Source organism: Azospirillum sp. TSH58 (genome assembly GCF_003119115.1).
In the GTDB taxonomy this organism is placed as follows: domain Bacteria; phylum Pseudomonadota; class Alphaproteobacteria; order Azospirillales; family Azospirillaceae; genus Azospirillum.
Map to the genome: position 1 here is coordinate 1,200,647 of NZ_CP022364.1, position 23,878 is coordinate 1,224,524.

The window sequence follows — 23,878 nt, forward strand, 5'->3', positions numbered from 1 at the left end:
AGCCCGGAAACAAAGCCGCCTGAACGAAGGAACGCACGTCATGACCACGCCACGCTGGCTGTCGGCGGTTGCCGGCCTCGCCACCCTCCTCACCGCCCCGTTCGCCGCCCCCATCGCCACTGCCGCCGACCTGCCCGCCGTCATCCGCCTGGGCGGCCAGGGAGCCGGCTTCGGCAAGCCGCACGGCACCGGCCTGATCGGCGCGCTCCAGGCCAAGGGCTTCCTCGAGGAGGAGTTCCGCAAGGACAACGTCAAGATCGAATGGACCTTCTTCAACGGCACCGGCCCCGCCATCAACGAGGCACTGGCGAACGGCCTTCTGGACTTCGCCAACTACGGCGGCCTGCCGAACATCGTCGGAAAGGCCGGCGGGCTGAGGACGAGGATTCTCGTCTCCTATGGCGTCGGGACCATCTACGTCGCCGCGCGCAAGGACGCGCCCATCGCTTCGATCGCCGACCTGAAGGGCCGCAAGGTGGCGGTGGCCAAGGGCACCATCAACCATCTGTCGATGAACCGCCTGCTGCTTCAGAACGGCCTGACCGAGAAGGACGTCCAGCTCGTCAGCCTGACCGCGTCGGACCAGCCGCCGGCCCTGACCTCCGGCGATGTGGACGCGGCCTTCGGCACGCTGAACCTGCTGGGCCTGCGCGACCAGGGGGTGGTGCGGATCGTCGCCGACACGCGCGGCCCCGCCCAGCCGGCCAGCTTCTTCGGCGCCCTCACCGTCATCGAAACCTTTGCGGACAAGTACCCCGAAGCGACCCGCCGCGTGGTGAAGGCTTACGTCAAGGCGGCCCATTGGGCCTCGCTTGAGGAGAACCGCGGCGAGCTGATCGACCTCTGGTCCCTGTCCGGCACCCCCCGCGCCGTTCTGGCCGAGGATCTGGACGGCCAGGACCTGAAGCAGCGCAACACGCCGCTGATCGACGCCTTCTACCGCGGCCAGTACGGGGAGGCGGTGCGCTTCGCGCTCGACAACCGGCTGATCCGCAATTCCATCGACCTCGACGCCTGGATCGACCCGGCCCCCCTGGACGCCGCCCTGAAGGAGCTGGGGCTGGAGAGCTTCTGGACGCCCCGCACGGCGGACGGCAAGCCGAGAGCCTGATCCGGATGAACTCCGCCCACCCCGCTGCCCTCCCCTCTGCCCTCCCCTCTGCCCGGGCCGCCGAATGGCGCGTCATCGCGCCCATGCTGGTCATCGTGCTGTTCGTCATGTGCGGCATGGGCATGGTGATCCCGGTGCTGTCGCTCTACGCCCAGTCCTTCGGGGTCGGGCCGGCGCTGATCGGCCTCGTCATCACCGTCTTCGGGGTGGCGCGGCTGTTCGTCAACCTGCCGGCCGGCATCCTGGCCGACCGTTACGGGCGCCGCGCCCTGCTGTGGGGCGGGCCGTTGGTCCTGGGGGGCGCCTCCGTCGCCGCCGCGCTGGCGGAGGATTTCGCCGCCCTGCTGCTCTGGCGCTTCGTCCAGGGGGTGGGGTCCGGCCTCTACATGACCGGGGCGATGGTCGCCATCGCCGACCTCGGCGACAGCCGCAGCCGGGGCCGGCGCATGGGGGCGTACCAGACGGCGCTGCTGACCGGCGCCTCCATCGGCCCGGCGCTGGGCGGGCAGCTGGCCGAGCGCTGGGGCTACACCGCTCCCTTCTGGGGCTTCGCCGCGGTCAGCGGCCTCGCCGCCCTGTTCGCCTTCCTGGCCATTCCGGAAACGCGCCGGCCAGCCGACGCCGACACCCGCCCGCCGGAACGCGGCGGTGTCGGCGACCTGCTGAGGCAACGGGGGTACGCCCCCGTCCTGCTGGTCACCTTCGGGGTCTTCTTCACCCGCACGGCGGCGCAATGGCAGTTGATCCCGCTGGTGGCGGCCCACCGCTTCGGCATGGCGCCCGATGCCATCGGGCTGGCCCTGACCCTGTCGGCGGGGGTGACGCTGGTCACCACGCCGCTGGCCGGCTGGCTGGCCGACCGTTTGCCGCGGCGGGGCCTGATCGTGGCGTCGGCCGCGTCGGTCGCGGTGGCCCTGGGGCTGATCGCCGCCTGCCCGACGGTTCCGCTGTTCTGGGCGGCGCTGGTTGTGCTCGGCCTCGCGCTGGGGCTGGGGGGACCGGCCTCCTCCGCCTTCGCCGCTGGCTGCGCGCCCGCCGGGCGGCTCGGCCCGACGCTCGGCCTGCTGCGCACGGCGGGCGACGTCGGCTTCGTCGCCGGTCCGCTGGTCGCCGGCTTCGCCGTCGCCGTCTCGGGCACCGCCTTCGGCGGCGGGGAGGCCGCCGGCCTGTTCGTCAACGCAGCCCTCATGGCCATCGCCGCCGCGGCATTCGCCGCCGGCACGCACAACCTTTCCCCCCTTTCCGAGGAAACCACCGCATGAGATTGCTCCGCGCCCTCGCCGCCACCCTGGCCCTTCTCGCCGCCGCGCCGGCCATTGCCGAGGAGGCGCCCGCGGTCATCCGCTTCGGCTCGGTCGGCTTCGGCCCCGGCCAGCCCTTCGGCACCGGCCTGGTCGGCGCCGCCCACAGCAAGGGCTTCGTCGAGGCGGAGTTCAAGGACACCCCGACCAAGCTGGAATGGACCTACTTCCACGCCACCGGCCCGGCCATCAACGAGGCGCTGTCCAACCGCCAGGTCGACTTCGCGGTGTATGGCGGGCTGCCGAACATCATCGGCAAGGCGGGCGGCCTGCCGACGAAGATCCTGCTGTCCGGCGACCGCACCACGGTCTTTGCCGTCGCGCGCAGCGACCTGCCGATCACCTCGATCCAGGATCTGAAGGGCCGCAGGGTCGCCGTGCAGAAGGCCACGATCATCCATTTCGTCCTGCTGAAGACACTGGAGGCCAACGGCCTGTCGGAGAAGGACGTCTCCATCGTCGAGCTGAAGAACGCCGACCAGCTCGCCGCGCTGCAGAGCGGCGCGGTGGACGCCGCCTTCGGCGCCAGCTTCCTGCTGGGGCTGCGCGACCAGGGCGTGGTCAAGGTGATCGCCAGCACCAAGACCGGCGGCCCCACCGTCCAGACCTTCGGCGGCGTTCTGGTGCACGACGCCTTCGAGAAGGCTTATCCGGGCGCCACGGCGAAGGTCGTGCGCGGCTTTGTCAAGGCCGCCCACTGGGCCGGTCTGGAGGAGAACCGGGAGGAAGCGCTCCAGGTCTGGGGCAAGTCCGGCATTCCGTTGAGCGCCCTGCGGGAGGATTACGCCGGCTCCCCCGTGAAGGAACAGATCAACCCGCTGCTCGACGACTTCACCCTGGCCCGCTTCGCCGCCGGCATCGAGTTCGCCAAGCAGCAGAGGCTGATCCGCGCGGACGTGGACCTCAAGAGCTGGGTCGATCCGTCCTATCTGAACGCCGCCCTGCGCGATCTCGGCCTGGAGGCTTTCTGGACGGAGCGCGCCGCCGACGGCTCGCCCAAGCCGCGCGGTTGAGGAGAACACGTGCCATGAGCGAATCCACCCTCCATCTGACCGCCGATGTCCTGGTGATCGGCGGCGGCCCCGCCGGCTGCTGGGCCGCGCTGGCGGCGCGCCGTGCCGGGGCCAGCGTCGTGCTGGCCGAAAAAGGCTATGTCGGCACCTCGGGCGCCACGCCGCCCGCCAACACGACGCTGTTCTACACGGTGCCCGGCGACCGCCTCCAGAACGACGGCATGGTCGATCACCGCGTCGCCCCCGCCAAGGGGTTCATCGTCCGCGACTTCGTCCGCCGCGTCTACGACGAGACCACCGTCAACACCGAGCTGATGACCCGCTGGGGCTATCCCTGGCCGCGCAACGAGACGGGCAAGACCTTCCGCGGCAATCTGCGCGGACCCGACTACATGATCTTCCTGCGCAAGCGCCTGCTGGCGGAGGGGGTGCGCATCCTCGACCACAGCCCGGCGCTGGAACTGCTGACCGCCGACGGCGTGGCCGCCGGGGCCGCCGGGATCACCCGTCGGACCGGCGACCGCTGGGAGGTGCGCGCCGGGGCGGTGGTCGTCGCCACGGGAGGCTGCGCCTTCCGCTCCGGCGTGGTCGGCACGCACAACCTGACCGGCGACGGCTATCTTCTAGCCGCCGAGGCCGGGGCGCGCTTCTCCGGCATGGAGTTCTCCGGCCAGTGGGCGCTCGCCCCGGCGGAGGGCGGGCTGACCAAGGGGATCATCTATTTCAGCGGCAGTTTCAGCGACGCCGACGGCACCCCCATCCCGCATCCCGCCGTGCCCGACGCGCTGGCCGCCGGGCGGAGCGTCCATGCGGTGCTCGACCGGGCCGACCCCTATCTGGAAGACGGCTACCGCAAGGGCCAGCCGAACATCTTCGTCTATTTCCACCGGCTGGGCGGCAACCCCTTCAAGGACCGCTACCCCGTCCGGCTGCTGTACGAAGGCACGGTGCGCGCGGCCGGCGGGCTGGACGTGGACGAGCGCTGCGCCACCTCCGTCCCCGGCCTCTACGCCGTCGGCGACGCCACCACGCGGGAGAAGCTGACCGGAGCGGCGATGAGCGGCGGCGGCCCGGCGGTGGCGTGGTGCATCGCATCCGGCACCTGGGCCGGGCAGGCGGCGACCGCCTTCGCCCGCCAGTTCGCTGCGGGAGCGGCGGGGCTTGCCGGACGGCCCGTCCAGCCGATCGGCGGCGCCGGGCTGCGGCCCGCCGCGAAGCCCGATCCGGAACGGACGGCGGAAGCGGTCACCCGCGCCGTGCAGCAGGAGATCCTGCCGCTCGACCGCAACTACCGGCGGACCGGCGCCGGCATCGCGGCGGCGCTGGAGCGTCTGGACGGGCTGTGGGAGGCCGCGCGCGACGGGCTGGCACCGCCCGCCGGGGCCACGCCACGCGACGTCGTCCGCGCGCGAGAGGCGGCGGCGCTGGTCGCCACCGCCCGCTGGATTCTGGCCAGCGCCGGGCAGCGCACCGAAACGCGCGGTCTGCACCGGCGGGCGGATTTCCCCGGCCTCGACCCCGCCCAGCACCATCATCTTCTCAGCGGCGGCCTCGACCGGGTCTGGGTCCGCCGCGCCGACCCGCACGAGGAGGCGGTCGCCGCATGATCGAGCTCATCCTGTCCGAGCGCTGCATCGCCTGCGGCACCTGCGCCAAGGTCTGCCCCGACGACGTTCTGCGCACCGACGCGGCGGGGGAACCCGTCATCGCCCACAAGGAGGATTGCCAGACCTGCTATCTGTGCGAGCTGTTCTGCCCGGTGGACGCGCTCTACGTCTCGCCGCGCACGGCGCCCGACCCGACGGTGGACGCCGCCGCGCTGATCGCCGCCGGCCTGATCGGCAGCTACCGACGCGAGTTGGGCTGGGCACGGGGCCGCCCCGGCGGCACGGAGACGGACCTGTCCTACCGCATGCACGAAGCCTTCACCGAACCGTTCGGTGAAATCTGGAAACGCTCCGGCATCTGATACCGTGGGCGGACCCAACCGGATCAGAGTGGCGGCATAACACGAACCGGAACCAAGCTTATCCCAGCCGCAAATCTGTCCGGGAAACGGGGATCAGCTCAATCAACAGAGGACCCGCAGCGTTCTTTCATACGTCCGCCAACAGCAGCGCCAATCCGCCGCAAAGTGTGGGGGATGCGCGCGCCAGAAACGAAAAAGCCCAAGCAAAATTGCTTGGGCTGAATTCGTGGCGGAGGGAGAGGGATTCGAACCCTCGATACCCTTTTGGGGTATACACACTTTCCAGGCGTGCGCCTTCGACCACTCGGCCACCCCTCCGCAGAGGCCGCGTTTATATCCAGCCCGACGGCGGTGCGCAAGCCCCTGAAATCACTTTTTCGGAAAAATCTTGCACCGCCTTCTGGATGATCCGCGAGGCGGATCGAAGCCCTCATCTCAGCCGAGACCGTGGACCAGATCGGCCACCGTGCGGCACAGCAGGTCGATGTCCTGGTCGCGCGACAGGCGGTGGTCGCCGTCCTTCACCAGCGTCACCCGCACGTCCGCGCTGCTCAGCCGGTCGGCCAGGGTCAGGCTGACCTGCCAGGGCACGTCGGGGTCGGCCATGCCGTGCAGCAGGCGCACCGGCTTGTCGAAGGCGATGGGCTGGCGCAGCAGCAGATGGTTGCGCCCGTCCTCGATCAGGGCGCGGGTGATCGGCTGCGGTTCCGGGCCGTAGTCGGACGGGCGCAGCCAGCGGCCCGTCTCCAGAATCTCGCGGCGGACGGACTCGTCGAAGAGGTCCCACATCAGGTCCTCGGTGAAGTCCGGGGCGGCGGCGATGCCGACCAGCCCCGCCACCCGCTCCGGACGGCGCAGCGCGGTCAGCAGCATCATCCAGCCGCCCATGGAGGAGCCGACAAGGATCTGCGGCCCCACCGTGACGCGGTCCAGCACGGCCAGCGCGTCGTCGGCCCACAACCCGATCGTCCCCTCGTCAAACCGCCCGCTGGAGGCGCCATGACCCTGATAGTCGAAGCGGGTGAAGGACAGCCCCTCGCCCACCGCCCAGGCCTCCAGGGCCAGCGCCTTGGTGCCGGCCATGTCCGACATGAAGCCGCCGAGGAACATCACGCCGGGCGCCAGCCCCTCCGGGTCGCGCCCGGGGGTGTGACGATAGGCTATGGTCGCGGCGCCGCGCTTCAGGCTATGGTGCGCGCCGCCCGGCGACGGGACGGGGCCGGCTGCGGGTTCGGTCATATCGGACACCTCTGTGGGCCAGGACTTTAGGAATCTGTGACTATGGACGTCGAATCCCAGCTTAGCACCGGCGAGGACCCGCGCAACCCGGCCGACACCTTCGCGAAGGGCGCCTTCGCGGCCGCCGGCCGCCGGCCCGTCGTTCTCCAGGTGCTGCCGGCGCTGGTCACCGGCGGGGCCGAGCGCGGCTGCATCGACGTGGCGCTGGCGCTGGCCCAGGCCGGGGCGCTGCCGCTGGTGGCGTCCGAAGGCGGGCCGATGGCGGCGGAGCTGGACCGCGCCGGCATCCGCCACATCACCCTGCCTCTGGCCTCCAAGAACCCCCTGGTCATCCGCCGCAACGCGCGCAAGCTGGAGGCGATCATCCGGGAGAACGGCGTGGACATCGTGCACGCCCGCTCCCGCGCTCCGGCCTGGAGCGCCTGGCTGGCCTGCCAGGCGACCGGCGCGCGCTACATGACCACCTTCCACGCCCCGTACAATTACAAGAACGGGCTGAAGCGCTGGTACAATTCGGTGATGGCGCGGGGCGAGCGGATCATCGCCATCTCCGGCTTCATCCGCCGCCACATCCTGGAGAATTACGCGGTCGATCCGGCGGTCATCCGCACCATCCACCGCGGCATCGACCCGCTGTCCTTCGCACCGGAACGGGTCAGCTCCGCCCGGATGATCCAGCTCGCCCGGAAATGGCGGCTGCCCGACGACAAGCCGGTGATCCTGCTGCCCGGCCGCCTGACCCGCTGGAAGGGCCAGACGGTGCTGATCGACGCGCTGGCGAAGCTGGGGCGCAAGGACGTCTGCGCGCTGCTCGTCGGGTCCGACCAGGGCCGCACCGGCTACCGGCAGGAGCTGGAGGAGCAGGTGCGCCGCGCCGGGCTGGAGGGCGTGGTGACGATGACCGACCACTGCAACGACATGGCCGCCGCCTACCGGCTCTCCACCGTCGTCGTCTCCGCCTCGCAGGAGCCGGAGGCCTTCGGGCGGGTGATCGTCGAGGCCCAGGCCATGGGCCGCCCGGTGATCGTCTCCGCCATCGGCGCCTATCAGGAGACGGTGATTCCCGGCGAGACCGCCTGGGTGGTGCCGCCCGCCGATCCCGACGCGCTGGCCAAGGCGCTGGACGAGGCGCTGTCCCTGACGACGGAGCAGCGCGACGCCATCGGCGCCCGCGCCCGCGCCTTCGTCGCCGAGCGCTACACCAAGCAGCGCATGTGCGCCGACACGCTGGCCGTCTATGCGGAGCTTCTCGCCGAGCCCAAACGCGCCCAGCAAGGCCGCTGAGCCACCGCCCTTTCCTTCCCGCCCGTCACACCTCCGGACATCATGACCGACATCGTCCAGCTTTCCGGCATCGCCTCCGTCATCGACCGTTACGACGGGGTCATCCTCGACCTGTGGGGCGTCCTGCACGACGGGGAACAGCCCTATCCGGGCGTGCCGGAGTGCCTGGACCGGCTGCGCGCGGCGGGCAAGGTGATCTGCCTGCTGTCCAACGCGCCGCGCCGCACCGGCGGCGTCATCGCGAAGCTGGAGGGCATGGGCATCGGGCGCGAGCGCTACCACCATGTCATGACCTCGGGCGAGGCCGCCTACGACGCGCTGCGCGACCGCGACGACCCGTGGCACGCCGCGCTGGGCCGGCGCCTCTACCACATCGGTCCGGACCGCGACATGGACGTGTACGAGGGGCTGGACTACACGCTCGCGGCGTCGCCGGACGAGGCCGATTTCGTCGTGAACACCGGCATCGTGGATTTCGGGGAGTCGCTGTCGGTCTATGAGCCGGCGCTGCAGGCCTGCCGCCGCCGCAACCTGCCGATGGTCTGCGCCAACCCCGACCTGATCGTGATGGTCGGCGAGCAGATGGTCATCTGCGCCGGCACCCTGGCCCAGCGCTACGAGGATCTGGGCGGTGACGTGTTCTGGCACGGCAAGCCGCACGCCCCGGTCTACGACCGCTGCCTGTCGCTGATGGGGATCAAGGACAAGCGGCGCATCCTGGCGGTGGGCGACAGCCTGCGCACCGACGTGGCCGGGGCCAACGCCGCCGGGATCGACGTGGCGCTGGTCACCTTCGGCATCCATCGGGAAGAGCTGGGCAGCGCCTGGGGCGAGGCCGTCGACCCGGCGACGCTGGCCGCCGCCGCCGCGGCATCCGGTCACCAGCCGACCTACGGCCTCCCCAGCCTGCGCTGGTAGGATGGCGGGCGTCCCGCCCCTCCGTTCAGTCGAAGGGCGGGATGGCGTCGTCCATGGCCTTGCGCAGAATGCTGGACGGCCCGTCTTCCGAGAAGCCGCGGATTCCGATGGCGTTGCGGAAATAGCTGACGATGAAGACACGGATGGAAGCGGTCAAATTCGCTTCCCCGCGCCTTTGATCGATCTGCGTGCAGATGTCGTTCAGCGTCAGCCCTTCACGCTCACAGATTTCCTTCAAGGAGTCCCAAATGTAGGGCTCCATCCGAAGACTGGTTCGTCGACCGGAAACCTTGACATTGCGACAGACCAGGACCGGCCCTTCCTTGTTCCCCTGTCTGCCCGCCATATCGTTGCCCTTGGTCCCCTGCCGTTGCGGAAAGGCGCTCGCGTTTCCGGCGAATATACATTCACTTGTATGATGATATTGCAAGGGGCGTGTGGGCACAAAGCCAATTTCGACCGGGGGTCGCGATCCCGCACGGCGGCTCCCCGTTCCAGCCGTCATGCGCGCCCGGCACGGGCAAAAGCCGCTTCCCTTCGCGGGCGGCTTCGCTGTACCAGTGCCTGGACGGACCGGCACAAGCTGTAGTGGTCATTTCCGGTGGAGAACGAGCGATGGTGCGACCGGCGGCGTTGGGAATCGCGGTGACGCTGATGGCCGGGCTGGCGCCCGTCCTGCCGGCCCGCGCGTCCGACCTGCCCATCGACCGCATCCGCGCCGAGGTGTCGCGCCTCGTCCCGCCCCTCTGGACCGTCGAGGAGGTGACGGCGGACCCGATTCCCGCCCCGGCGCCCGACGGGAAGGCCGCCGCGAAATCCACCGAATCGCGCACCGCCGTCCGAATCGGAGCCAGACTGCGGCTCGCCAAGCCGACCTACGCGGTGGACAGCCGTGACGGCGCCGTGACCTTCATCCGCCCCGTCGCCGAGGCCGGGCTGGAAAAGACCCTCACCGCCACCGCGCTCGCCACGCTCGGTCCCAACGGCTGGAGCGCCCGCATCGAACTGCGCAACCCGGAGGTGCTGGAGGGCATCGGCCAACCGCTGGAGGAGCTTCCCGGCCGCCCGGTGCTGGCCGGCTCCGCCGAGGCCAACCGCCTGCGCGACCAGATCGCCCGCGACGCCGAGGCCCGCGGCGCCGAGGAGGACGCCCGCCGCCGCCGCGAGGAGGATCTGCTCGCCCGGCAGGCCGCCGCGACCAGGGCCGAGGAGGAGCGCGCCGCCGCCGAACGGCGGCAGGAGGAGGCCCGCGCGACGCGGATCGCCGATCTGCGCGCCCGGATTCTCGGGGCCGACCGCCCGGCGCGGATCGCCGCCTACGAGGCGGCGCTGGGCGGCAACGACCCGGCGCTGCGCCAGATCGCCCTGGAGGCGGCGCTGCAGAGCCGCGATCCGGTGCTGGGGACTCTGGCGTTGAAGGATTGGATCGCCCGCCGCAAGGCGGTGCCGGTGCAGCTCTACGCGACGAAGGAGGACCCGCATTCCGAAACGGTGCTGAACAATCTGGGTCCGCTGACGCTGGAGATCGATTCCGTCAACCCGGTCAACGGCGCGCTCGCCGGACGGCTGGGCGCCCCCGGCTACAGCATCGCCAAGCCTTCCGCCGCCATCGGCACGCTGGCGCAGACCACCCTGACGGTGAACGCCTACGGCTGCGCCCTGTCGCTGCGCCTGACCGAGCAGCAGACCTTGGATGGGCTGTTCCGCTGCCAGACCCTGCCCGCGCTCATCGCCCGCGTCATCGTGGACTGAGGCGGCGGATGCGCCGGCTTGCCCTTCCCCTCCTTGGCCTGCTGCTGCTCGACGCCCCTTCGGCGCAAGCCGACGAGGCCGAACCGACCGTCACGCCGCGCCCGCCGCCGACCGCCGTTCTGCCCCGGCTGACTCCGCTGGGAGCGGCGGGCAAGGCGGCGCCGCAGGCCGTGGCGCCGTTGCTGCCGCTGCCGGCGCTGGCAGCACCCGCGTCAACGTTGGCAGCGGAGCCGGCCACCGCCGCGACCCCGCGGGTGGAGCCGCCGGTGCCGGCGGCTGCCGATACCGTCCCCGCCCCCTTGCCCGCCCGCAAACCAGCCAGCCCGACGGCCCCCGCGGCGGTCGCGGAAAGCCCGCCGGCCAACCGCTTCAAGGGCGGCTACGCCAAGGCCCCGAAAGAGGACCGCGGCTGCGCGCTGCCCGGCCACATCACGGAGGAGCGCAGCGCCGAAGCGCGCCGCCCGGCCATCGCCGTGGGGACGCGGGTGCGCGTCCGCGCCGCCGCGAACCTGCGCGTCGCCCCCTTCTGCGACGCCAAGGTGGCGGACGTCCTGGAAAAGGGCGAAACGGTCACCGTGATGGCCGCCTTCGGGTCCTGGTACGAGGTCGGGCGGAACGGGCGGGCGCTGGGCTTCGTCGGGGCGTCCCTGCTCGCCGGAGCGAAGGGCCGCTAGCCTTTCAGCCGGGACGCCTCGACCATGAAGCGGCGCCAGATTTCCGCCGGGACGGAGCCGCCGGTCACCCCCTTCATCGGCGTGTTGCCGTCGTTGCCGACCCACACCCCCACCGTCAGGCCGCGCCCGGCCACGCCGTCGGCGAAGCCGATGAACCAGGCGTCCCGGTAATCGTTGGTGGTGCCGGTCTTGCCGCCCGCGCCCCGCTTGGCGAGCGCCGCCGGCAGACGGGCCGTCCTGCCGGTGCCGTCCCGCATCACCTCGGCCAGCATCGCTTTCAGGGTGGCGGCGGTCTGCGGGTCGATCACCCGGTCCGCTGTCCGCGGGGTGTAGCTGTAGATCGTCCGTCCGGCGGGATCGCCGATGCGCTGGAACAGATGGCCGTCGACCTTGCTGCCGCCGTTGGCGACCGCCGCGTAGGCCTGGGTGATCTCCAGCAACGACACCTCGCTGACCCCGAGCGCGAGGCCGAGATCGGGCTCCAGCGGCGACTCGACGCCGAGACGGCGGGCGGCGGCGGCGACCTCCTCCGCATGGCCGCGGGTCAGCCGGGCCGAGGCCGTGTTGGTGGAATGGGCGAAGGCGTCGGCCAGCGTCACCGACGGCGGGTAGCGGTTGTCGAAATTGCGGATGGCCCGCCCGTCGGTGAATTCCATGCGCGAACCGTCGACGCGGGAGTCCGGGGTCAGCCCGCGCTCCAGCGCCGCCAGGAAGACGAACAGCTTGAAGGCCGAGCCGGGCTGGCGGCGGGCCTGGAGCGCGCGGTTGAAATGGTCGCGCCGGGCCGCCGCGTCGCGCCCGCCGATCATCGCCAGGATCGCCCCGTCGCCGTCCAGCGCGACCAGGGCGACCTCCGCGTCGCCCAGGCTCTTGGCGTGGCGCTTCAGGGTGGTCTCCACGCTGCGCAGGGCGGCCGCCTGGAGATCGCGGTCGAGCGTGGTGCGCGCGGTGAAGGTCGGTCCCGGGCGGTCGCCGCCGTAGCGGTCGGCGGCGAAGCGGTCGAAGCGGGCCTTGGCCGTCTCGCGGAAATGGCCGGTGGACAGGACCGCCGCCTTGTTGGCCGCGGCCAGCATGGGGCGCTGGCGCTTGGTCTGCTCCGCCGTGCGCTCGGTGATGAAGCCCGCGTCGGCCATGGCGTCGAGCACCAGGGCGGCCTTGGCCTCCGCCTTCTCCAGGTCGGCGAAGGGGTTCAGGCGGGAGGGGGCGGGCAGCGAACCGATGAGCATCGCCGACTCCTTCAGCGACAGCTTGCCCGCCGGCTTGCCGAAGAAGACGCGGGCCGCGGCGTCCACCCCGTACGCGCCGAAGCCGAAATAGGCGCGGTTGAGGTACAGGTACAGGACGTTCTTCTTGCCGAGCTTTTCCTCGAAATCGCTGGCGCTGTACAGCTCGTACGCCTTGCGGGACCAGCGGTTGTAGCGGTTGAGGAAGATCAGCTTCATCGTCTGCTGGGTCAGCGTGCTGCCGCCCTGGCTGAAGCGGCCGGAGGTCACCGCCACGGCCAGCGCGCGGGCCAGACCCTGGAAGTCGATGCCGTCATGCTCCAGATAGCGCCGGTCCTCCTTGGCGATCAGCGCCTGGATCAGGTGCTTCGGCAGCTTCTCCAAGGTCAGCGTGTCGCCGTACGTCTCGCCGATCGAGCCGATGAAGCGCCCCTGCCGGTCGAGGAAGCGCACGCCATGGCCGCGGTTGTACGCCAGCACGTCGTCGACGGTGCGGAACTCGTCCCCGAACAGGTCCATCGCCCGGGCCGGAGGCGGGGCGGACAGGCCGGACAGCAGCGGCAGCGCGAGCGTCAGAGCCAGGGCGGCGCGGCGGAACAGGGATGGTCGGGGCATAGGCCGGATGTTGGAGGCGGAATGAGCCTCACGTCGGCGCACCGCCCCGCTTCCGCAATGCCGCTACCCCGGAATTGCGGACCGGCGGAACGGCGCCGCTGCTTAACGAAGGCGCCGCGTAACGAAGGCGGCGCCGCGCAACAAAAAAGCCCGCCGGAACCGGCGGGCCTTTTTGGGGGACGCGTGTGCTCTGCGGACGGCGGTCGTGCCGTCGCGCCGAAGGATCACCTCGGCGCGAGGACCATGACCATCTGGCGGCCTTCGAGCTTGGGCATCTGCTCGACCTTCGCCAGTTCATCCAGCTCGTCGCGCACGCGGACCAGCACGTTCATGCCAAGATCCTGGTGCGCCATCTCACGCCCGCGGAAGCGCATGGTCACCTTGACCTTGTCGCCTTCCTCAAGGAAGCGGCGGGCCGAGCGCATCTTCACGTCGTAGTCGTTGTCATCGATGTTGGGTCGGAGCTTGATCTCCTTCACCTCGATGATCTTCTGCTTCTTGCGCGCTTCGGCGGCCTTCTTCTGCGCCTCGTACTTGTACTTGCCATAGTCGAGGATCTTGCAGACAGGCGGTTCCGCTTGCGGAGCGATCTCGACGAGGTCGAGGCCTGCATCCTCAGCGGCCAGCAGCGCATCGCGCAGCGAAACGACGCCCACCATCTCGCCGTCGGCACCGACGAGACGGATCGAGCGAGCCGTGATCTCCCGGTTCACCCGCGGTCCATCGCGGGTCGGAGCGGCTTCGGACGGTATCCTGGCTATGGACGCTTCTCCATGACTGGAAACCCACCGGGGCGCGACCTCCCGGAGGGAAGCCCGCCCAAACGGTGCGGTCGGTTAAAACGGCGAATCGAAAGCGGCGGCGCCCGCGGGGGACCTCGCCTCCTCACTCAGTTTATTGAGCGCGGCGTCGAGGGCAAGAACTTCCTGATCCTTACCACCGAGGGTACGGAGAGCGACCGTCCGCTCCTCCGCCTCGCGCTTGCCCACGACCACCAGGACGGGAACCTTCTGAAGGCTGTGTTCACGGACCTTCAGGTTGATCTTCTCGTTCCGGGTGTCGAGTTCGGCGCGGATGCCATGGCGCTTGAGCAGGCTGACGACCTCCTGCCCGTAGCCGTCGGCCTCGTTGGTGATGGTGCAGACCACCGCCTGGACCGGGGCGAGCCACATCGGGAACTTGCCGGCGTAATGCTCGATCAGCATGCCGATGAAGCGTTCCAGCGAGCCCAGGATGGCCCGGTGCAGCATCACCGGACGATGGCGGGCGCCGTCCTCGCCGATGTAGGAGGCGTCGAGCCGCTCGGGAAGGTTCGGGTCGTACTGGAGCGTGCCGCACTGCCAGGTGCGCCCGATGGCGTCGGTCAGATGGAATTCCACCTTCGGGCCGTAGAAGGCGCCCTCGCCCGGCAGGTCCTCATACTCCAGCCCGGCGGCGTCGAGCGCCTGGCGCAGAGCGCCTTCCGCCCGGTCCCACAGATCGTCGGAGCCGGTGCGCACGTCGGGGCGCAGCGCCAGCTTCACCGCGATCTTGTCGAAGCCCAGATCCCGGTACACGCCGAGCTGCAGCTTGAAATACTCCGCCGCCTCGCTCGCCACCTGATCTTCCGTGCAGAAGATGTGGGCGTCGTCCTGGGTGAAGGCGCGCACGCGCAGGATGCCGTGCAGCGCGCCCGACGGCTCGTTGCGGTGGCAGGCTCCGAACTCCGCCATGCGGATCGGCAGGTCGCGGTAGGAACGCAGCCCGTGCTTGAAGATCTGCACATGGCCCGGACAGTTCATCGGCTTGATGCCGAGCATCTTCTCGCCGTCGTCCGCCGAGACCTTGAACATGTTGTCGCCATACATGTCCCAGTGGCCCGACGCCTTGAACAGCGAGCTGTCGATCAGCTGCGGCGTCTTCACCTCGACATAGTCCGCCTGGCTCAGCTTGGTGCGGATGTAGGTCTCCAGCGTGCGGAACAGCGTCCAGCCCTTCGGGTGCCAGAAGACCGAGCCGACGGCCTCCTCCTGCACGTGGAACAGGTCCAGCTCCTTGCCCAGCCGGCGGTGGTCGCGCTTCTCCGCCTCCTCCAACTGGTGCAGGTAGGCCTTCAGCTCCTTCTCGTCGCGCCAGGCGGTGCCGTAGATGCGCTGGAGCATCGGGTTGCGGCTGTCGCCGCGCCAGTAGGCGCCGGCCACCTTCATCAGCTTGAAGCCGTTGCCGACCTTGCCCGTGGTCGGGGCGTGCGGGCCGCGGCACAGGTCCAGCCAGTCGTCCTGGCGGTAGATGCTGATGTCCTGGTCCGCCGGGATCGCCTCGATCAGCTCGGCCTTGTAATGCTCGCCGAGCTTCTTGAAGTAGGCGACCGCATCGTCGCGGGTCCAGACCTCGCGCACGATGGGAACGTCCTTGGCGACGATCTCGCGCATCTTCGCCTCGATCTTCTGCAGATCGTCGGGCGTGAAGGGCTCCTCGCGCGCGAAGTCGTAATAGAAGCCGTTGGCGATCGCCGGACCGATGGTCACCTGCGTGCCCGGATAGAGCTTCTGCACGGCGTCGGCGAGGACGTGGGCGGCGTCGTGACGGATGACCTCGAGCGCGTCGGGATGACTGCGCGTGACGATCTCGATCTTGGCGTTGGTGGTGACGGTGGTGGTGAGGTCCTTCACCTCGCCGTCGAGCTTGACGGCAAGCGCATCCTTGGCAAGGCGCGGCCCGATGGACTGGGCAATCTCAAGCCCCGTCACCGGCCGGTCGAACTCCCGCACGCTGCCATCGGGCAGCGTGATGGCGATGTTGGACGTCACCGAAGTCACCATTTGACTGTTTGCATCGCACCCGGCGGATGCCGGGAGGCGAAATCTCTAATGCGGGCGGGCTTTCTGTCAAGGGCGCCGCAGGCATTTCCGGCCTGAATCCGCCGCCCGAACGGCGAATTTTCTTGCAAAATTATTTCACGGCAAAATTATCTCATGACGGTTTGCGCGCCGGGCGCGGCTCGCCGAACCGGTAGCCCTGGCCGAAATCGATGCCGCTGCGCAGGATCGCGTCGAGCTGCGCCTCCGTCTCGATCTTCTCGGCGATGAGATCGATTCCGGTGCCGTCCAGACGGCGGCGCACATCCTCGACGCTCGAGGCCAGGGCGGGGTCGAGCAACAGGCTGCAATCCAGCTTCAGGTAGCGGATCTCGTGGCGCAGCAGCGCGTCCACGTCGATGTCCAGGTCGGTCACCCGATCCATGGAGAAGCGGAAGCCGATGCGGGCGAGCTGCGACAGAATGCCCATCGTCACCGCCCCGCCCGCCCGCAGCTCCTGCTGGCTCAACTCGAAGACCAGCTTGGGCACCAGCGACTGGTTCCGCACCATCAGGTCGAGGAACTGCCGCATGAACTCCGCGTCGCTGAGCGTGGCGGCGGACATGTTGCAGAAGAAGCCGATGGCGTGCTGGCGCCGCTCCGTCTCGCGGATCAGCTGGATGCAGCGGACCAGAAGCAGATTGTCGATGGTGGCCATCAGCCCCGCGCGCTCCGCGATCTCCAGATAGCGGTCGGGCAGGATCAGCGACCCGTCGGCGGCGCGCACGCGCGAGAACACCTCGAAAAAGCGGTGCTTGCGCTGGGGCAGGCTGACGATGGGCTGGAGGTGGATGTCGATCCGGTCGGCGGCCAGCGCGTCGCGGACCGCCTCCAGAACGGCGGCCTCGTCCATCGGCGGGGATTCGGCCAAGGCCGCGGGCCGCGAGTCCGGAAAGCGCGAGTCCGGAAAGCGCGGGGCCTGGGGCGCCGGCATGGCGTCCGGCGGCGGTTCGCGCTCCTCCGGTGACCGGGACTCGGCGAGCCGGGCGACCAGCGTGTGCAGGAGCTTGACCTCCTGAAGGACGGTCTCGTGGGTGACGGCCTCTTCCGCCGGGGCGATCCGCCGGTCCAGCCGCTCGGCCAGCCCGTCCACGCTCTTCTGAAGGCGGTCCAGGCGGCGCAGGGTTTCACGCTGCCGACGGGCCTGCCGGCGGTTCCGATCGACGACGACGCCCGCCAGAAGGACCAGCCCGCCGGCGATCCAGCCCACCGCCGGGTCGGTGCCGGGCCGCAGCTCCGGCAGGCCGACGGCCACCGCGACCGCGGCCGTGGCGACGGCCAGCCCATGCAGGAGGTCCGCCAGGGCCGCCATGCGCCCGCTCAGCGGTGATCCGCCCCCACGGCGTCACTCAGCGAGGCGAAGCCGTCGCGGCGCAGCAGGGCGGCGAGGTCGCGGCGGATCGCCAGCACCAGCGCCGGCCCGGCATAGACCAGCGCGGAATAGAACTGCACCAGCGAGGCGCCGGCGCGGATCTTGGCGTAGGCGTCGGCGCCCGACGCGATGCCGCCGACCCCGACCAGCGGCAGTTTGCCGCCGGTCAGCCCGTACATCTCGCGCAGGACCGCGGTCGAGGGCGCGAACAGCGGCTTGCCGGACAGGCCGCCGGTCTCCGCGCGCAGCGGCTCCGGGATCTCCGCCGGCCGGGCGATGGTGGTGTTGGACACGATCAGCCCGTCGATGCCCGACTCCAGCGCGACCGCGGCGATGTCGGACTTGTCCTCGTCCGTCAGGTCGGGGGCGATCTTCAGCAGGACGGGCGGCGCCTTGGCCAGCTTGCAGGCCGACCGGGCGTCGAGAACGCGGCCCAGAAGGGTGCGCAGCGGATCGCGCCCCTGGAGCGCGCGCAGGCCCGGCGTGTTGGGGGAGGACACGTTGACGACCAGATAGTCGACCAGCGCCGCCACCCGGGTCACGCCGAGGACGTAATCGTCCGCGGCCTCCACCGTGTCCTTGTTCTTGCCCAGGTTGGCCCCGACGATTCCCGGCGCCTTGCGACCGCCGGACAGGCGCCGCTCCAGCCGCTGCGCGAAAGGCTCCAGCCCCTCGTTGTTGAAGCCCAGGCGGTTGATGACCGCCCCCTGCTCCGGCGCGCGGAACAGGCGCGGCTTGGGGTTGCCGGGCTGCGGCCGGGGGGTGACGCTGCCCGCCTCGACGAAGCCGAAGCCCAGCCGCAGCATGGCGTCCACCACCTCGGCGTTCTTGTCGAAGCCGGCGGCGAGGCCGACCGGGTTGGCGAAGTCCAGGCCGAACACCCGGCTGCGCAGGATCGGATCGTCCTTTTCCCGCACCGGCGGCATCAGCCCGCTCGACAGGGCCTTGATGGTCAGCCCGTGCGCCGTCTCCGGATCGAAGCTGCGCAGGACGGGGCCGACGATGGGAAACAGGTCGATCACGGTGCGGTGTCCTTGAAGGCGGCGTCCTTGAAGGTCGCCGGAAAGAGGTGGCGGCCGTCCGGCCCCAGCGGCAGCGGATCGGCGCGCAGCACCGCCGCGGGAGGCAGCGGGCCGTAAAGATGCGGAAAAAGCTGGCCGCCGCGCGACGGCTCCCACCGGAGCGCGTCGCCCAGCGCGGCGCCGTCCACCGTCAGCAGGACCAGCCCGTCCTGCCCGGCCCGGTGCTTGGCCGCGCTTTCCTCGACCTGGGCGCCGGTGGAGAAATGGATGAAGCCGTCCGCCGCGTCCTGCGACGAGCCGTGGTAGGCCCCGGCGGCGAGCGCCTGTTCCCACTCCGTGGCGCGGCACATATGAAAGATGATCCGTTCAGTCATGGCGGGGCGACCTTACCGCAAAGCCGACCGCCAAAGCCAGATTTGGCAAAAGCGGAACGGCCAGCCGGACATTGATAACTTCAGAATGGGACGTTGCGCTGTTTGCTTCGCAATTTGCAAACGCGGCCTTGGGAATCCCCCGGCATTTTGCAGAAGGAAAATTCGCCACCCTCCCGCGCCCCACCCCGCCGACCACACGGAAAAGCCGCAGAATCAAGGATTCCCCAAGGCATTCGCCCGGCCGGCGGCAACTTTTCGGAATTGGCATCGGGATTGCTGAGAGAGGGGCAAGCAAGGAGAAGCCCCATGAACGCGATTGCGATGAATGTTGTGAAGGAACGGCACCCGGTGGAACACGCGCTCGATTCGCGCATCCATGGGGTGATCGTGTCCAGCGTGGACAGCGCCCCCCTGGCCGCCGTCGAGCCGAGCAGCACGCCCGTCCCGCTGAAGCCCTCGGCGGCGATGCTGGCCGCCGGGTCGCGCGCCGGCGGCGTCTCGGTCGAGACGGCCTGGAAGATCTATCTGGCGATGATCAAGGAAGCCGCCTGACCGGTCCGTTCCATGCTCTCCTTCCGCGGCGGCGGCCCGGATCCGGATGTCCGGACCGCCGGAGCGCGGCAGGACGACGTCGTTCGGCATCGTTGCGGAACGGGCGGTCATTCGACGTCGTTGTAGAACTGGAATCCGCCGATCTCGGCACAGACGCTGCGCCCTTGCGCCCATTGCGGGTTCCCGCCCGCCCGGTGCAGGTGAGTCGCCCCGTCGGTCGGATCGTCGAGCAGACCGGCCACCGCGCGGCGGGCGATCCGTTGGGCGGCGGCGAAGACCGGGTCCGCGGCGGTCACCGACAGCAGCCCCAGCCGCCCCGGCGCGTCCGGGTCCCAGCAAGGGAACTGTCCCGGCAGACGGCACACGGCGACCACGTCATTTCCCCACCACCACCCTCCCTGGCTGCGCGCCCGGCCGACGCGGTTCATCACGACCGCCGCGACCGCCTCCATGGCCCGCACCGACTCGCCGCGCGCCTCCCCCCACAGGGTGCGGGCGAGCGTGTCGACGGCCTGACCGGAAGCGTCGGCGGACGGACCCTGCGGCGGAACGGCCGGTCCGGGTTCCGGCTTCAGGACACGCGCCCTCATCGGCGGCCTCCGTCGCCGTAGGGCGGGGCATAGGGCTGGGCGAACGGCGCGCAGCCGTTTTCCAGCTTGGTCTCGATGCGCAGCAGGTGGTCGGTCAGCCGCCGCTCCACATCCTTCAGCGTCGCCACCGAGACGTAGGTCTTGGCGACCTCCAGCTTGTAGGCGGCCAGGCTCTCGCGGACCTGCGCCTGGGCGGTCTCGGCGCGCGCCCGCACCGTCTCCAGCGCGGATTCCGCGTCCCGGCGCAGCCGCGCGATCAGCCAGAACAGCCCGCCCATGACCGGCAGTTCGACCGCCGTGATCCACCAGGACAGGTCGATGGATTCCTGCATCTCCGTTCTCCAAGGAAAAAGGCAAAAGAAAAGGCCGCCGTCCGGTCAGGGAAGGCGGCCCGTCGGACCATCGGACTTCGCGGGCATGGTCACACGTCCCAGCCCTCCGCCGGGGTTGCGGGCAGGCCCGGCATCGCCGCGGCGCGCCAGTCCGCCTTCCGCCCCGGCGCCGGCTGGCGGTCGAAGCGGAACGGCTCGCAGGACAGCGCGCCGGCCACCGCGTCCAGCCCGTCGTCGCGGCCGGTGTAGCGTCCGTCCGGCGACCATTCGCGCATCTCGCGGATGAAGGGCGTCTCCCACACCGTTGCGTGGGCGAGCAGCCGGCGGTCGGCCAGCAGGGCGTCGAACGCCTCGCGGATGCGCAGCGCCTTGGCGCGGCGGCTGGCCTCCTCGACCACCGCGGCGCCGACCTTCTCCGCGCGCAGCGCTTTGCGCAACAGGCCGGGGAGGAAGCGGCCGATGCCGTTGATCTCCACATGCACCGCCGGCAGATGGTGCCGCTCCAGGAAGCGGGCGACCTGGAGGCATTGCTGCTCCGCCTCGGTGTCCGGATCGCCGGGGTCCACCGACAGGTAGAGCACGCGGTGCAGGTAGAAGCGCCCGTCCGTCCCGCCGAACACGGCGGCGACGACGCTGGAATCGCCGGGCTTGCCGCCCTCCGCCGCCGGCCGCGCGAAGGCCGGGTCCCACCAGCAGGAGGCCGAGGCCATGCGCAGGCCGTTCAGCGTCAGCACCGCCCGTCCCGCCGACTCCCGGTATTCCAGCTCGCCATCGTAGCGGCCCAGCCGGTCGGGGTCGAGGAAGCCCTCCGCCTCGTTGACCGGCTGCAGCAGCATCTGGCTCGTGAACTTGTTCGGACCGGTCGTCTTGCGGATGCGGTTGACGTGGGCCTCGCCGAAGCGCTGCGGCCAGGCGTAGCGGCGCCGGCCGTCCGGACCGTCGGTGTAGACCGGCAGGACCAGCCGCGCGAAGCCGTCCAGGAAGGGCCGCGTCTCCCCCGCCTCCGTCCGCGGTTCCTCCGCGTAGATGGAGTAATAGCTGTGCGGCGTCCCGACATAGAGCTGCACGCCGCCCGGCACCAGCAGATAGTCGATCTCCGCCAGCCTCTCGCGCAGGTCGGCGCGCCTGCCCGGACTGCCGGAGGTGCGCGGCACCTCCACGTCGTCGCAGATCACCACATCGGCGCGGCTGCCCGTGATGTTGCCGCCCACACCCGCCGCCACCATGGAAGGGTCGCGCAGCTCCTGCGCCCGCACCACGGTGAACTGGTCGGCGGCCCACTGGTCGCGCTCCTTCGCCGGGGGTTTCAGGCCGCGGGTGTCGGGATGGCGCTCGATGATGCGCTTGACGTTGCGCACCATCTTCTTGGCCAGCTTCAGGTCCGCCGCCAGGACGAGCAGCCGCCGGTTGGGGTCCTGGTAGAGCATCCAGGCCGCGAACAGCCCGACGATGGAGGACTTGCCCGCCCCGCGGAAGGCCATCAGCAGCAGGCGCGGCCCGATGCCAGCGGACTGCCGCTCCAGCCATGCCGCGATCTGCAAATGGTGGCGCGGGGTGGTCAGCTCCGATTGCCGGTTCCAGTCCTGGACGAAGGCGAAGAACCCCTTCTTCCGTTCTTCCGCCGCCTCCATCACGCCACCCGCCCCAGAATGTGCCAGCCGGCGCCGTTGGACATGGCCGTGACCGCGCTGCCGGTGGCGCCCAGCGTCACCGGCGCGTTGTCCGGCCCGCCGCCGCCCTGCACGGTGACGGTGACCGGGTTGCCCGAGACATCGGCCTTCTTGACCGTCACCGTGCGCCCCACCGCGTGCAGCGCCCCCGGTGGCGGCAGCCGCACCGTGACGGCGCCGCCGAAGGCGCTGACCAGATACAGCGCCTGGTTCAGGTCCGGCTCGAACAGGCCCGGCTGGTCGTGGAAATGGGCGTTGCCCGGCCGGTTGTTGCCTCCGACCACCCACCAGCCGGCGCCGTTCGACACGATGGTCACGAAGTCGTAGCGGTTGCCCAGCGCCACCGTCCGCCCGTCCGGCCCCGGCCCACCGTCCTCGGTGAGGATCAGGCGGTGGGTGGAGGCGTCGGTCCGCTTCACCGTCACCGCATGGCCGTTGGCCGCCCCCGCCGCCGGCAGCCGAAGCTCCACGTCCCCGCTGTAGGCGCTGACCAGATAGACGGAGCTGGTGAGGTCCAGCGCGATCACCCCGCCGGCCTGCGGCTCCACATACTCGGTGTCGTAGCGCATGGCCTCGACGACCAGTTCGGAGACGCGGCTGCGCGCCAGCCGGTTCTTTTCCGGATAGCCGGCGTTCACCGCCGTGTAGCGGCCGCCCGACAGGTCGTAAATGGCCGGGCCGGCGGACATCGACAGCAGGTTGACGATGGCCGTCTCGACCGACCCGGCGTCGAGCTGCACGTTCGGCACGCCGCCCAGCGATTCCGCGTAGAAGTTCAGGATCAGCGTCTTGTCGGTGTTGGCGCCGACCCGGAATCCGGCCAGCGCCATGGTCGACAGGTTGGCCTCGCAGTCCTGGAAGCTGTTGTTGTACTTGCCCTGCTCCACGAAGAAGCCGCAGCCGGCGATGGGCGCCGACAGGGAATAGACGCGCACCATGGAGAAGCGGTTGGCGTTGGGCGTGTCGCCCTCCCCCGTCCGGGTCAGCCACACCCCGTGCAGCGACGGGCGGGCCACCAGAACGCGCGACACCATGTTCCAGTAGCAGGGCCGGTTGGGATCGGCGTACCCGTCGAACAGCAGCCCCACCCGCGGGTCCCAGACGGTCAGGTCGCTCAGCGTGTTGTGCACGCAGGGGCCGTCCCGCCCGAACAGCCGCACCGCGGCGTCGCCCCGCTCCAGCCGCAGGCCGCTCACCGTGGCGTAGCCGTCCGGCAGATGGATCAGGTCGAACGCGGCCGAGGACCCGGCGATGACCGACCTCTGCCCGGCCCCGTACAGGGTTTGCCCATAGCCCACGGTCAGCGTGCTGGTGATCCGGTAGGTGCCCGGCGGCACATAAACGGCGTCCGCGCCGGTCAGCGCGGCTTGGATCGCCCGCGTGTCGTCCACGACGCCGTCGCCGACCGCGCCGAAATCCTTCACCGACAGGGCGTCGGCCAGCTTCTCGCGCACCGGGCGGCGCACCGCGCCGGCGCCGGGGGCGACGAAAGTGGACAGCGCCTCCTCGTCCACCGGCTTGCGGGCGATGGGGTTTCCCACCGTGTCGAAGGCCAGGAGCTGGCCGGCCCGCACCGCCCGTTCCGGCAACCGGTTGGAGGCCGGCAGGTCGGTGTCGGTGTAGCGCAGCATCAGTTCCTGGTCGCCGGCCACCTGCTGGAGCGCCGCGGTGAGCTGGTCGAACTCGCGGTTCAGGCTGGCGGCCGGAAGCGGCCCGCTCTCCAGAAAGTCGCTCATCCGCTCGATGGGCAGGCGGCGGCGCAGCAGGACCGGCGTCCCGGCCTCCGGCGGCTCCGCGAAGGCCACCGTGCCGCCCGCGGTCTCCCCGGCGCCGCTGACCGCATAGCCGGTGGTCTGCCGCGCCGCCCCCAGGAAGACCTGGAGGTCGCCCTCTTCGAAGACCGGAAACGGAAAGGTGAAGTCCGTCTGCACGCCGTCGGCAAGATACTGGACGCGCGGGTTGCCGCGCGGAACGTCGAGTGCGCTGGGCATGGGTTGCGCCCCTCCTGCTGCTGGGTGGACCGAAGGAAA

The 23,878-nt window shown here is 70.5% G+C and carries 22 protein-coding genes and 1 tRNA gene; 10 read left to right on the forward strand and 13 right to left on the reverse strand.

All coding sequences use genetic code 11. The annotated features are described in order from the left end of the window. The first annotated feature begins 40 nt into the window (after nucleotides 1-40). From TSH58p_RS09220 to TSH58p_RS09240, 5 genes are read left to right on the forward strand one after another with little or no spacing between them, the layout of a single operon-like run. Nucleotides 41-1,111, forward strand: a complete 1,071-nt coding sequence (locus TSH58p_RS09220; RefSeq protein ID WP_109072392.1) for an ABC transporter substrate-binding protein — start codon at nucleotides 41-43, stop codon at nucleotides 1,109-1,111. 5 nt (nucleotides 1,112-1,116) lie between these two features. Beyond that, entirely contained in the window at nucleotides 1,117-2,373 is a 1,257-nt protein-coding gene (locus TSH58p_RS09225; RefSeq protein WP_109072391.1) for an MFS transporter, read from the forward strand. Further along, nucleotides 2,370-3,425: an ABC transporter substrate-binding protein gene (locus TSH58p_RS09230; RefSeq protein WP_109072390.1), complete on the forward strand. Its 1,056-nt coding sequence runs from the start codon at nucleotides 2,370-2,372 to the stop codon at nucleotides 3,423-3,425. The genes TSH58p_RS09225 and TSH58p_RS09230 overlap by 4 nt, the downstream gene beginning before the upstream one ends. Nucleotides 3,426-3,439: 14 nt before the next feature. Beyond that, entirely contained in the window at nucleotides 3,440-5,032 is a 1,593-nt protein-coding gene (locus TSH58p_RS09235) for an FAD-binding protein (protein ID WP_109469203.1), read from the forward strand. After that, a complete protein-coding gene (locus tag TSH58p_RS09240; protein ID WP_109071819.1) occupies nucleotides 5,029-5,394 on the forward strand; it encodes a ferredoxin family protein in 366 nt (121 codons plus the stop codon). Before TSH58p_RS09235 ends, TSH58p_RS09240 begins: the two co-directional genes overlap by 4 nt. A gap of 227 nt (nucleotides 5,395-5,621) precedes the next feature. Here TSH58p_RS09240 and TSH58p_RS09245 read toward each other — a convergent pair. Both TSH58p_RS09245 and TSH58p_RS09250 read right to left on the reverse strand, forming a co-directional pair. Then, nucleotides 5,622-5,712 (reverse strand) — tRNA-Ser (locus TSH58p_RS09245). Between the two features lie 117 nt (nucleotides 5,713-5,829). Continuing rightward, nucleotides 5,830-6,633: a carboxylesterase gene (locus TSH58p_RS09250; RefSeq protein WP_109071818.1), complete on the reverse strand. Its 804-nt coding sequence runs from the start codon at nucleotides 6,631-6,633 to the stop codon at nucleotides 5,830-5,832. Between the two features lie 42 nt (nucleotides 6,634-6,675). Here TSH58p_RS09250 and TSH58p_RS09255 point away from each other — a divergent pair, with 42 nt between their 5' ends. Further along, nucleotides 6,676-7,917: a glycosyltransferase family 4 protein gene (locus tag TSH58p_RS09255; protein WP_109071817.1), complete on the forward strand. Its 1,242-nt coding sequence runs from the start codon at nucleotides 6,676-6,678 to the stop codon at nucleotides 7,915-7,917. Between the two features lie 42 nt (nucleotides 7,918-7,959). Beyond that, complete coding sequence (locus TSH58p_RS09260; protein ID WP_109071816.1) at nucleotides 7,960-8,835, forward strand: TIGR01459 family HAD-type hydrolase; 876 nt, start codon at nucleotides 7,960-7,962, stop codon at nucleotides 8,833-8,835. Nucleotides 8,836-8,860: 25 nt separating this feature from the next. On the opposite strand, the gene TSH58p_RS34420 is transcribed toward TSH58p_RS09260, so the two are convergent. Then, on the reverse strand, nucleotides 8,861-9,340 hold the full coding sequence (locus tag TSH58p_RS34420) for a ribbon-helix-helix domain-containing protein (protein WP_371732436.1): 480 nt from the start codon (nucleotides 9,338-9,340) through the stop codon (nucleotides 8,861-8,863). A 110-nt stretch (nucleotides 9,341-9,450) separates the two neighbouring features. On the opposite strand from TSH58p_RS34420, the gene TSH58p_RS09270 reads away from it, so the two are divergent. Together TSH58p_RS09270 and TSH58p_RS09275 are read left to right on the forward strand one after the other, a co-directional pair. Then, nucleotides 9,451-10,587, forward strand: a complete 1,137-nt coding sequence (locus tag TSH58p_RS09270; protein ID WP_109071814.1) for a hypothetical protein — start codon at nucleotides 9,451-9,453, stop codon at nucleotides 10,585-10,587. Between the two features lie 8 nt (nucleotides 10,588-10,595). Then, nucleotides 10,596-11,261: an SH3 domain-containing protein gene (locus TSH58p_RS09275; RefSeq protein ID WP_109071813.1), complete on the forward strand. Its 666-nt coding sequence runs from the start codon at nucleotides 10,596-10,598 to the stop codon at nucleotides 11,259-11,261. Here TSH58p_RS09275 and TSH58p_RS09280 read toward each other — a convergent pair. The 6 genes from TSH58p_RS09280 to TSH58p_RS09305 all read right to left on the reverse strand — a co-directional run bounded on the left by TSH58p_RS09280 (nucleotide 11,258) and on the right by TSH58p_RS09305 (nucleotide 18,704). Next, nucleotides 11,258-13,099 carry a transglycosylase domain-containing protein gene (locus TSH58p_RS09280; protein WP_109071812.1) on the reverse strand — a complete coding sequence of 614 codons (1,842 nt, stop codon included), beginning with the start codon at nucleotides 13,097-13,099 and terminating at the stop codon, nucleotides 11,258-11,260. The genes TSH58p_RS09275 and TSH58p_RS09280 overlap by 4 nt on opposite strands. Nucleotides 13,100-13,323: 224 nt before the next feature. Next, the gene (gene infC / locus TSH58p_RS09285) at nucleotides 13,324-13,851 is read right to left on the reverse strand and encodes a translation initiation factor IF-3 (protein ID WP_035675720.1); all 528 of its coding nucleotides are present in this window, start codon (nucleotides 13,849-13,851) and stop codon (nucleotides 13,324-13,326) included. Nucleotides 13,852-13,935: 84 nt separating this feature from the next. After that, the gene (gene thrS / locus TSH58p_RS09290) at nucleotides 13,936-15,900 is read right to left on the reverse strand and encodes a threonine--tRNA ligase (RefSeq protein ID WP_109071811.1); all 1,965 of its coding nucleotides are present in this window, start codon (nucleotides 15,898-15,900) and stop codon (nucleotides 13,936-13,938) included. Nucleotides 15,901-16,051: 151 nt separating this feature from the next. After that, nucleotides 16,052-17,248, reverse strand: a complete 1,197-nt coding sequence (locus TSH58p_RS09295) for an EAL domain-containing protein (protein ID WP_109071810.1) — start codon at nucleotides 17,246-17,248, stop codon at nucleotides 16,052-16,054. A gap of 8 nt (nucleotides 17,249-17,256) precedes the next feature. Then, nucleotides 17,257-18,330 carry a quinone-dependent dihydroorotate dehydrogenase gene (locus TSH58p_RS09300; protein ID WP_109071809.1) on the reverse strand — a complete coding sequence of 358 codons (1,074 nt, stop codon included), beginning with the start codon at nucleotides 18,328-18,330 and terminating at the stop codon, nucleotides 17,257-17,259. Continuing rightward, the gene (locus TSH58p_RS09305) at nucleotides 18,327-18,704 is read right to left on the reverse strand and encodes a DUF952 domain-containing protein (RefSeq protein ID WP_109071808.1); all 378 of its coding nucleotides are present in this window, start codon (nucleotides 18,702-18,704) and stop codon (nucleotides 18,327-18,329) included. Before TSH58p_RS09305 ends, TSH58p_RS09300 begins: the two co-directional genes overlap by 4 nt. A gap of 306 nt (nucleotides 18,705-19,010) precedes the next feature. Here TSH58p_RS09305 and TSH58p_RS09310 point away from each other — a divergent pair, with 306 nt between their 5' ends. Then, nucleotides 19,011-19,256 carry a hypothetical protein gene (locus TSH58p_RS09310; protein ID WP_109071807.1) on the forward strand — a complete coding sequence of 82 codons (246 nt, stop codon included), beginning with the start codon at nucleotides 19,011-19,013 and terminating at the stop codon, nucleotides 19,254-19,256. A gap of 107 nt (nucleotides 19,257-19,363) precedes the next feature. Here the strand turns inward: TSH58p_RS09310 and TSH58p_RS09315 are convergent, their stop codons facing one another. From TSH58p_RS09315 to TSH58p_RS09330, 4 genes are all read right to left on the reverse strand, one after another. Then, a complete protein-coding gene (locus TSH58p_RS09315; RefSeq protein ID WP_109071806.1) occupies nucleotides 19,364-19,846 on the reverse strand; it encodes a cell wall hydrolase in 483 nt (160 codons plus the stop codon). Beyond that, nucleotides 19,843-20,178: a hypothetical protein gene (locus TSH58p_RS09320; protein WP_109071805.1), complete on the reverse strand. Its 336-nt coding sequence runs from the start codon at nucleotides 20,176-20,178 to the stop codon at nucleotides 19,843-19,845. The genes TSH58p_RS09315 and TSH58p_RS09320 overlap by 4 nt, the downstream gene beginning before the upstream one ends. An 89-nt stretch (nucleotides 20,179-20,267) precedes the next feature. Continuing rightward, on the reverse strand, nucleotides 20,268-21,809 hold the full coding sequence (terL, locus tag TSH58p_RS09325) for a phage terminase large subunit (protein ID WP_109071804.1): 1,542 nt from the start codon (nucleotides 21,807-21,809) through the stop codon (nucleotides 20,268-20,270). Continuing rightward, complete coding sequence (locus TSH58p_RS09330; RefSeq protein ID WP_109071803.1) at nucleotides 21,809-23,839, reverse strand: glycosyl hydrolase family 28-related protein; 2,031 nt, start codon at nucleotides 23,837-23,839, stop codon at nucleotides 21,809-21,811. The genes terL and TSH58p_RS09330 overlap by 1 nt, the downstream gene beginning before the upstream one ends. Nucleotides 23,840-23,878 lie beyond the last annotated feature (39 nt).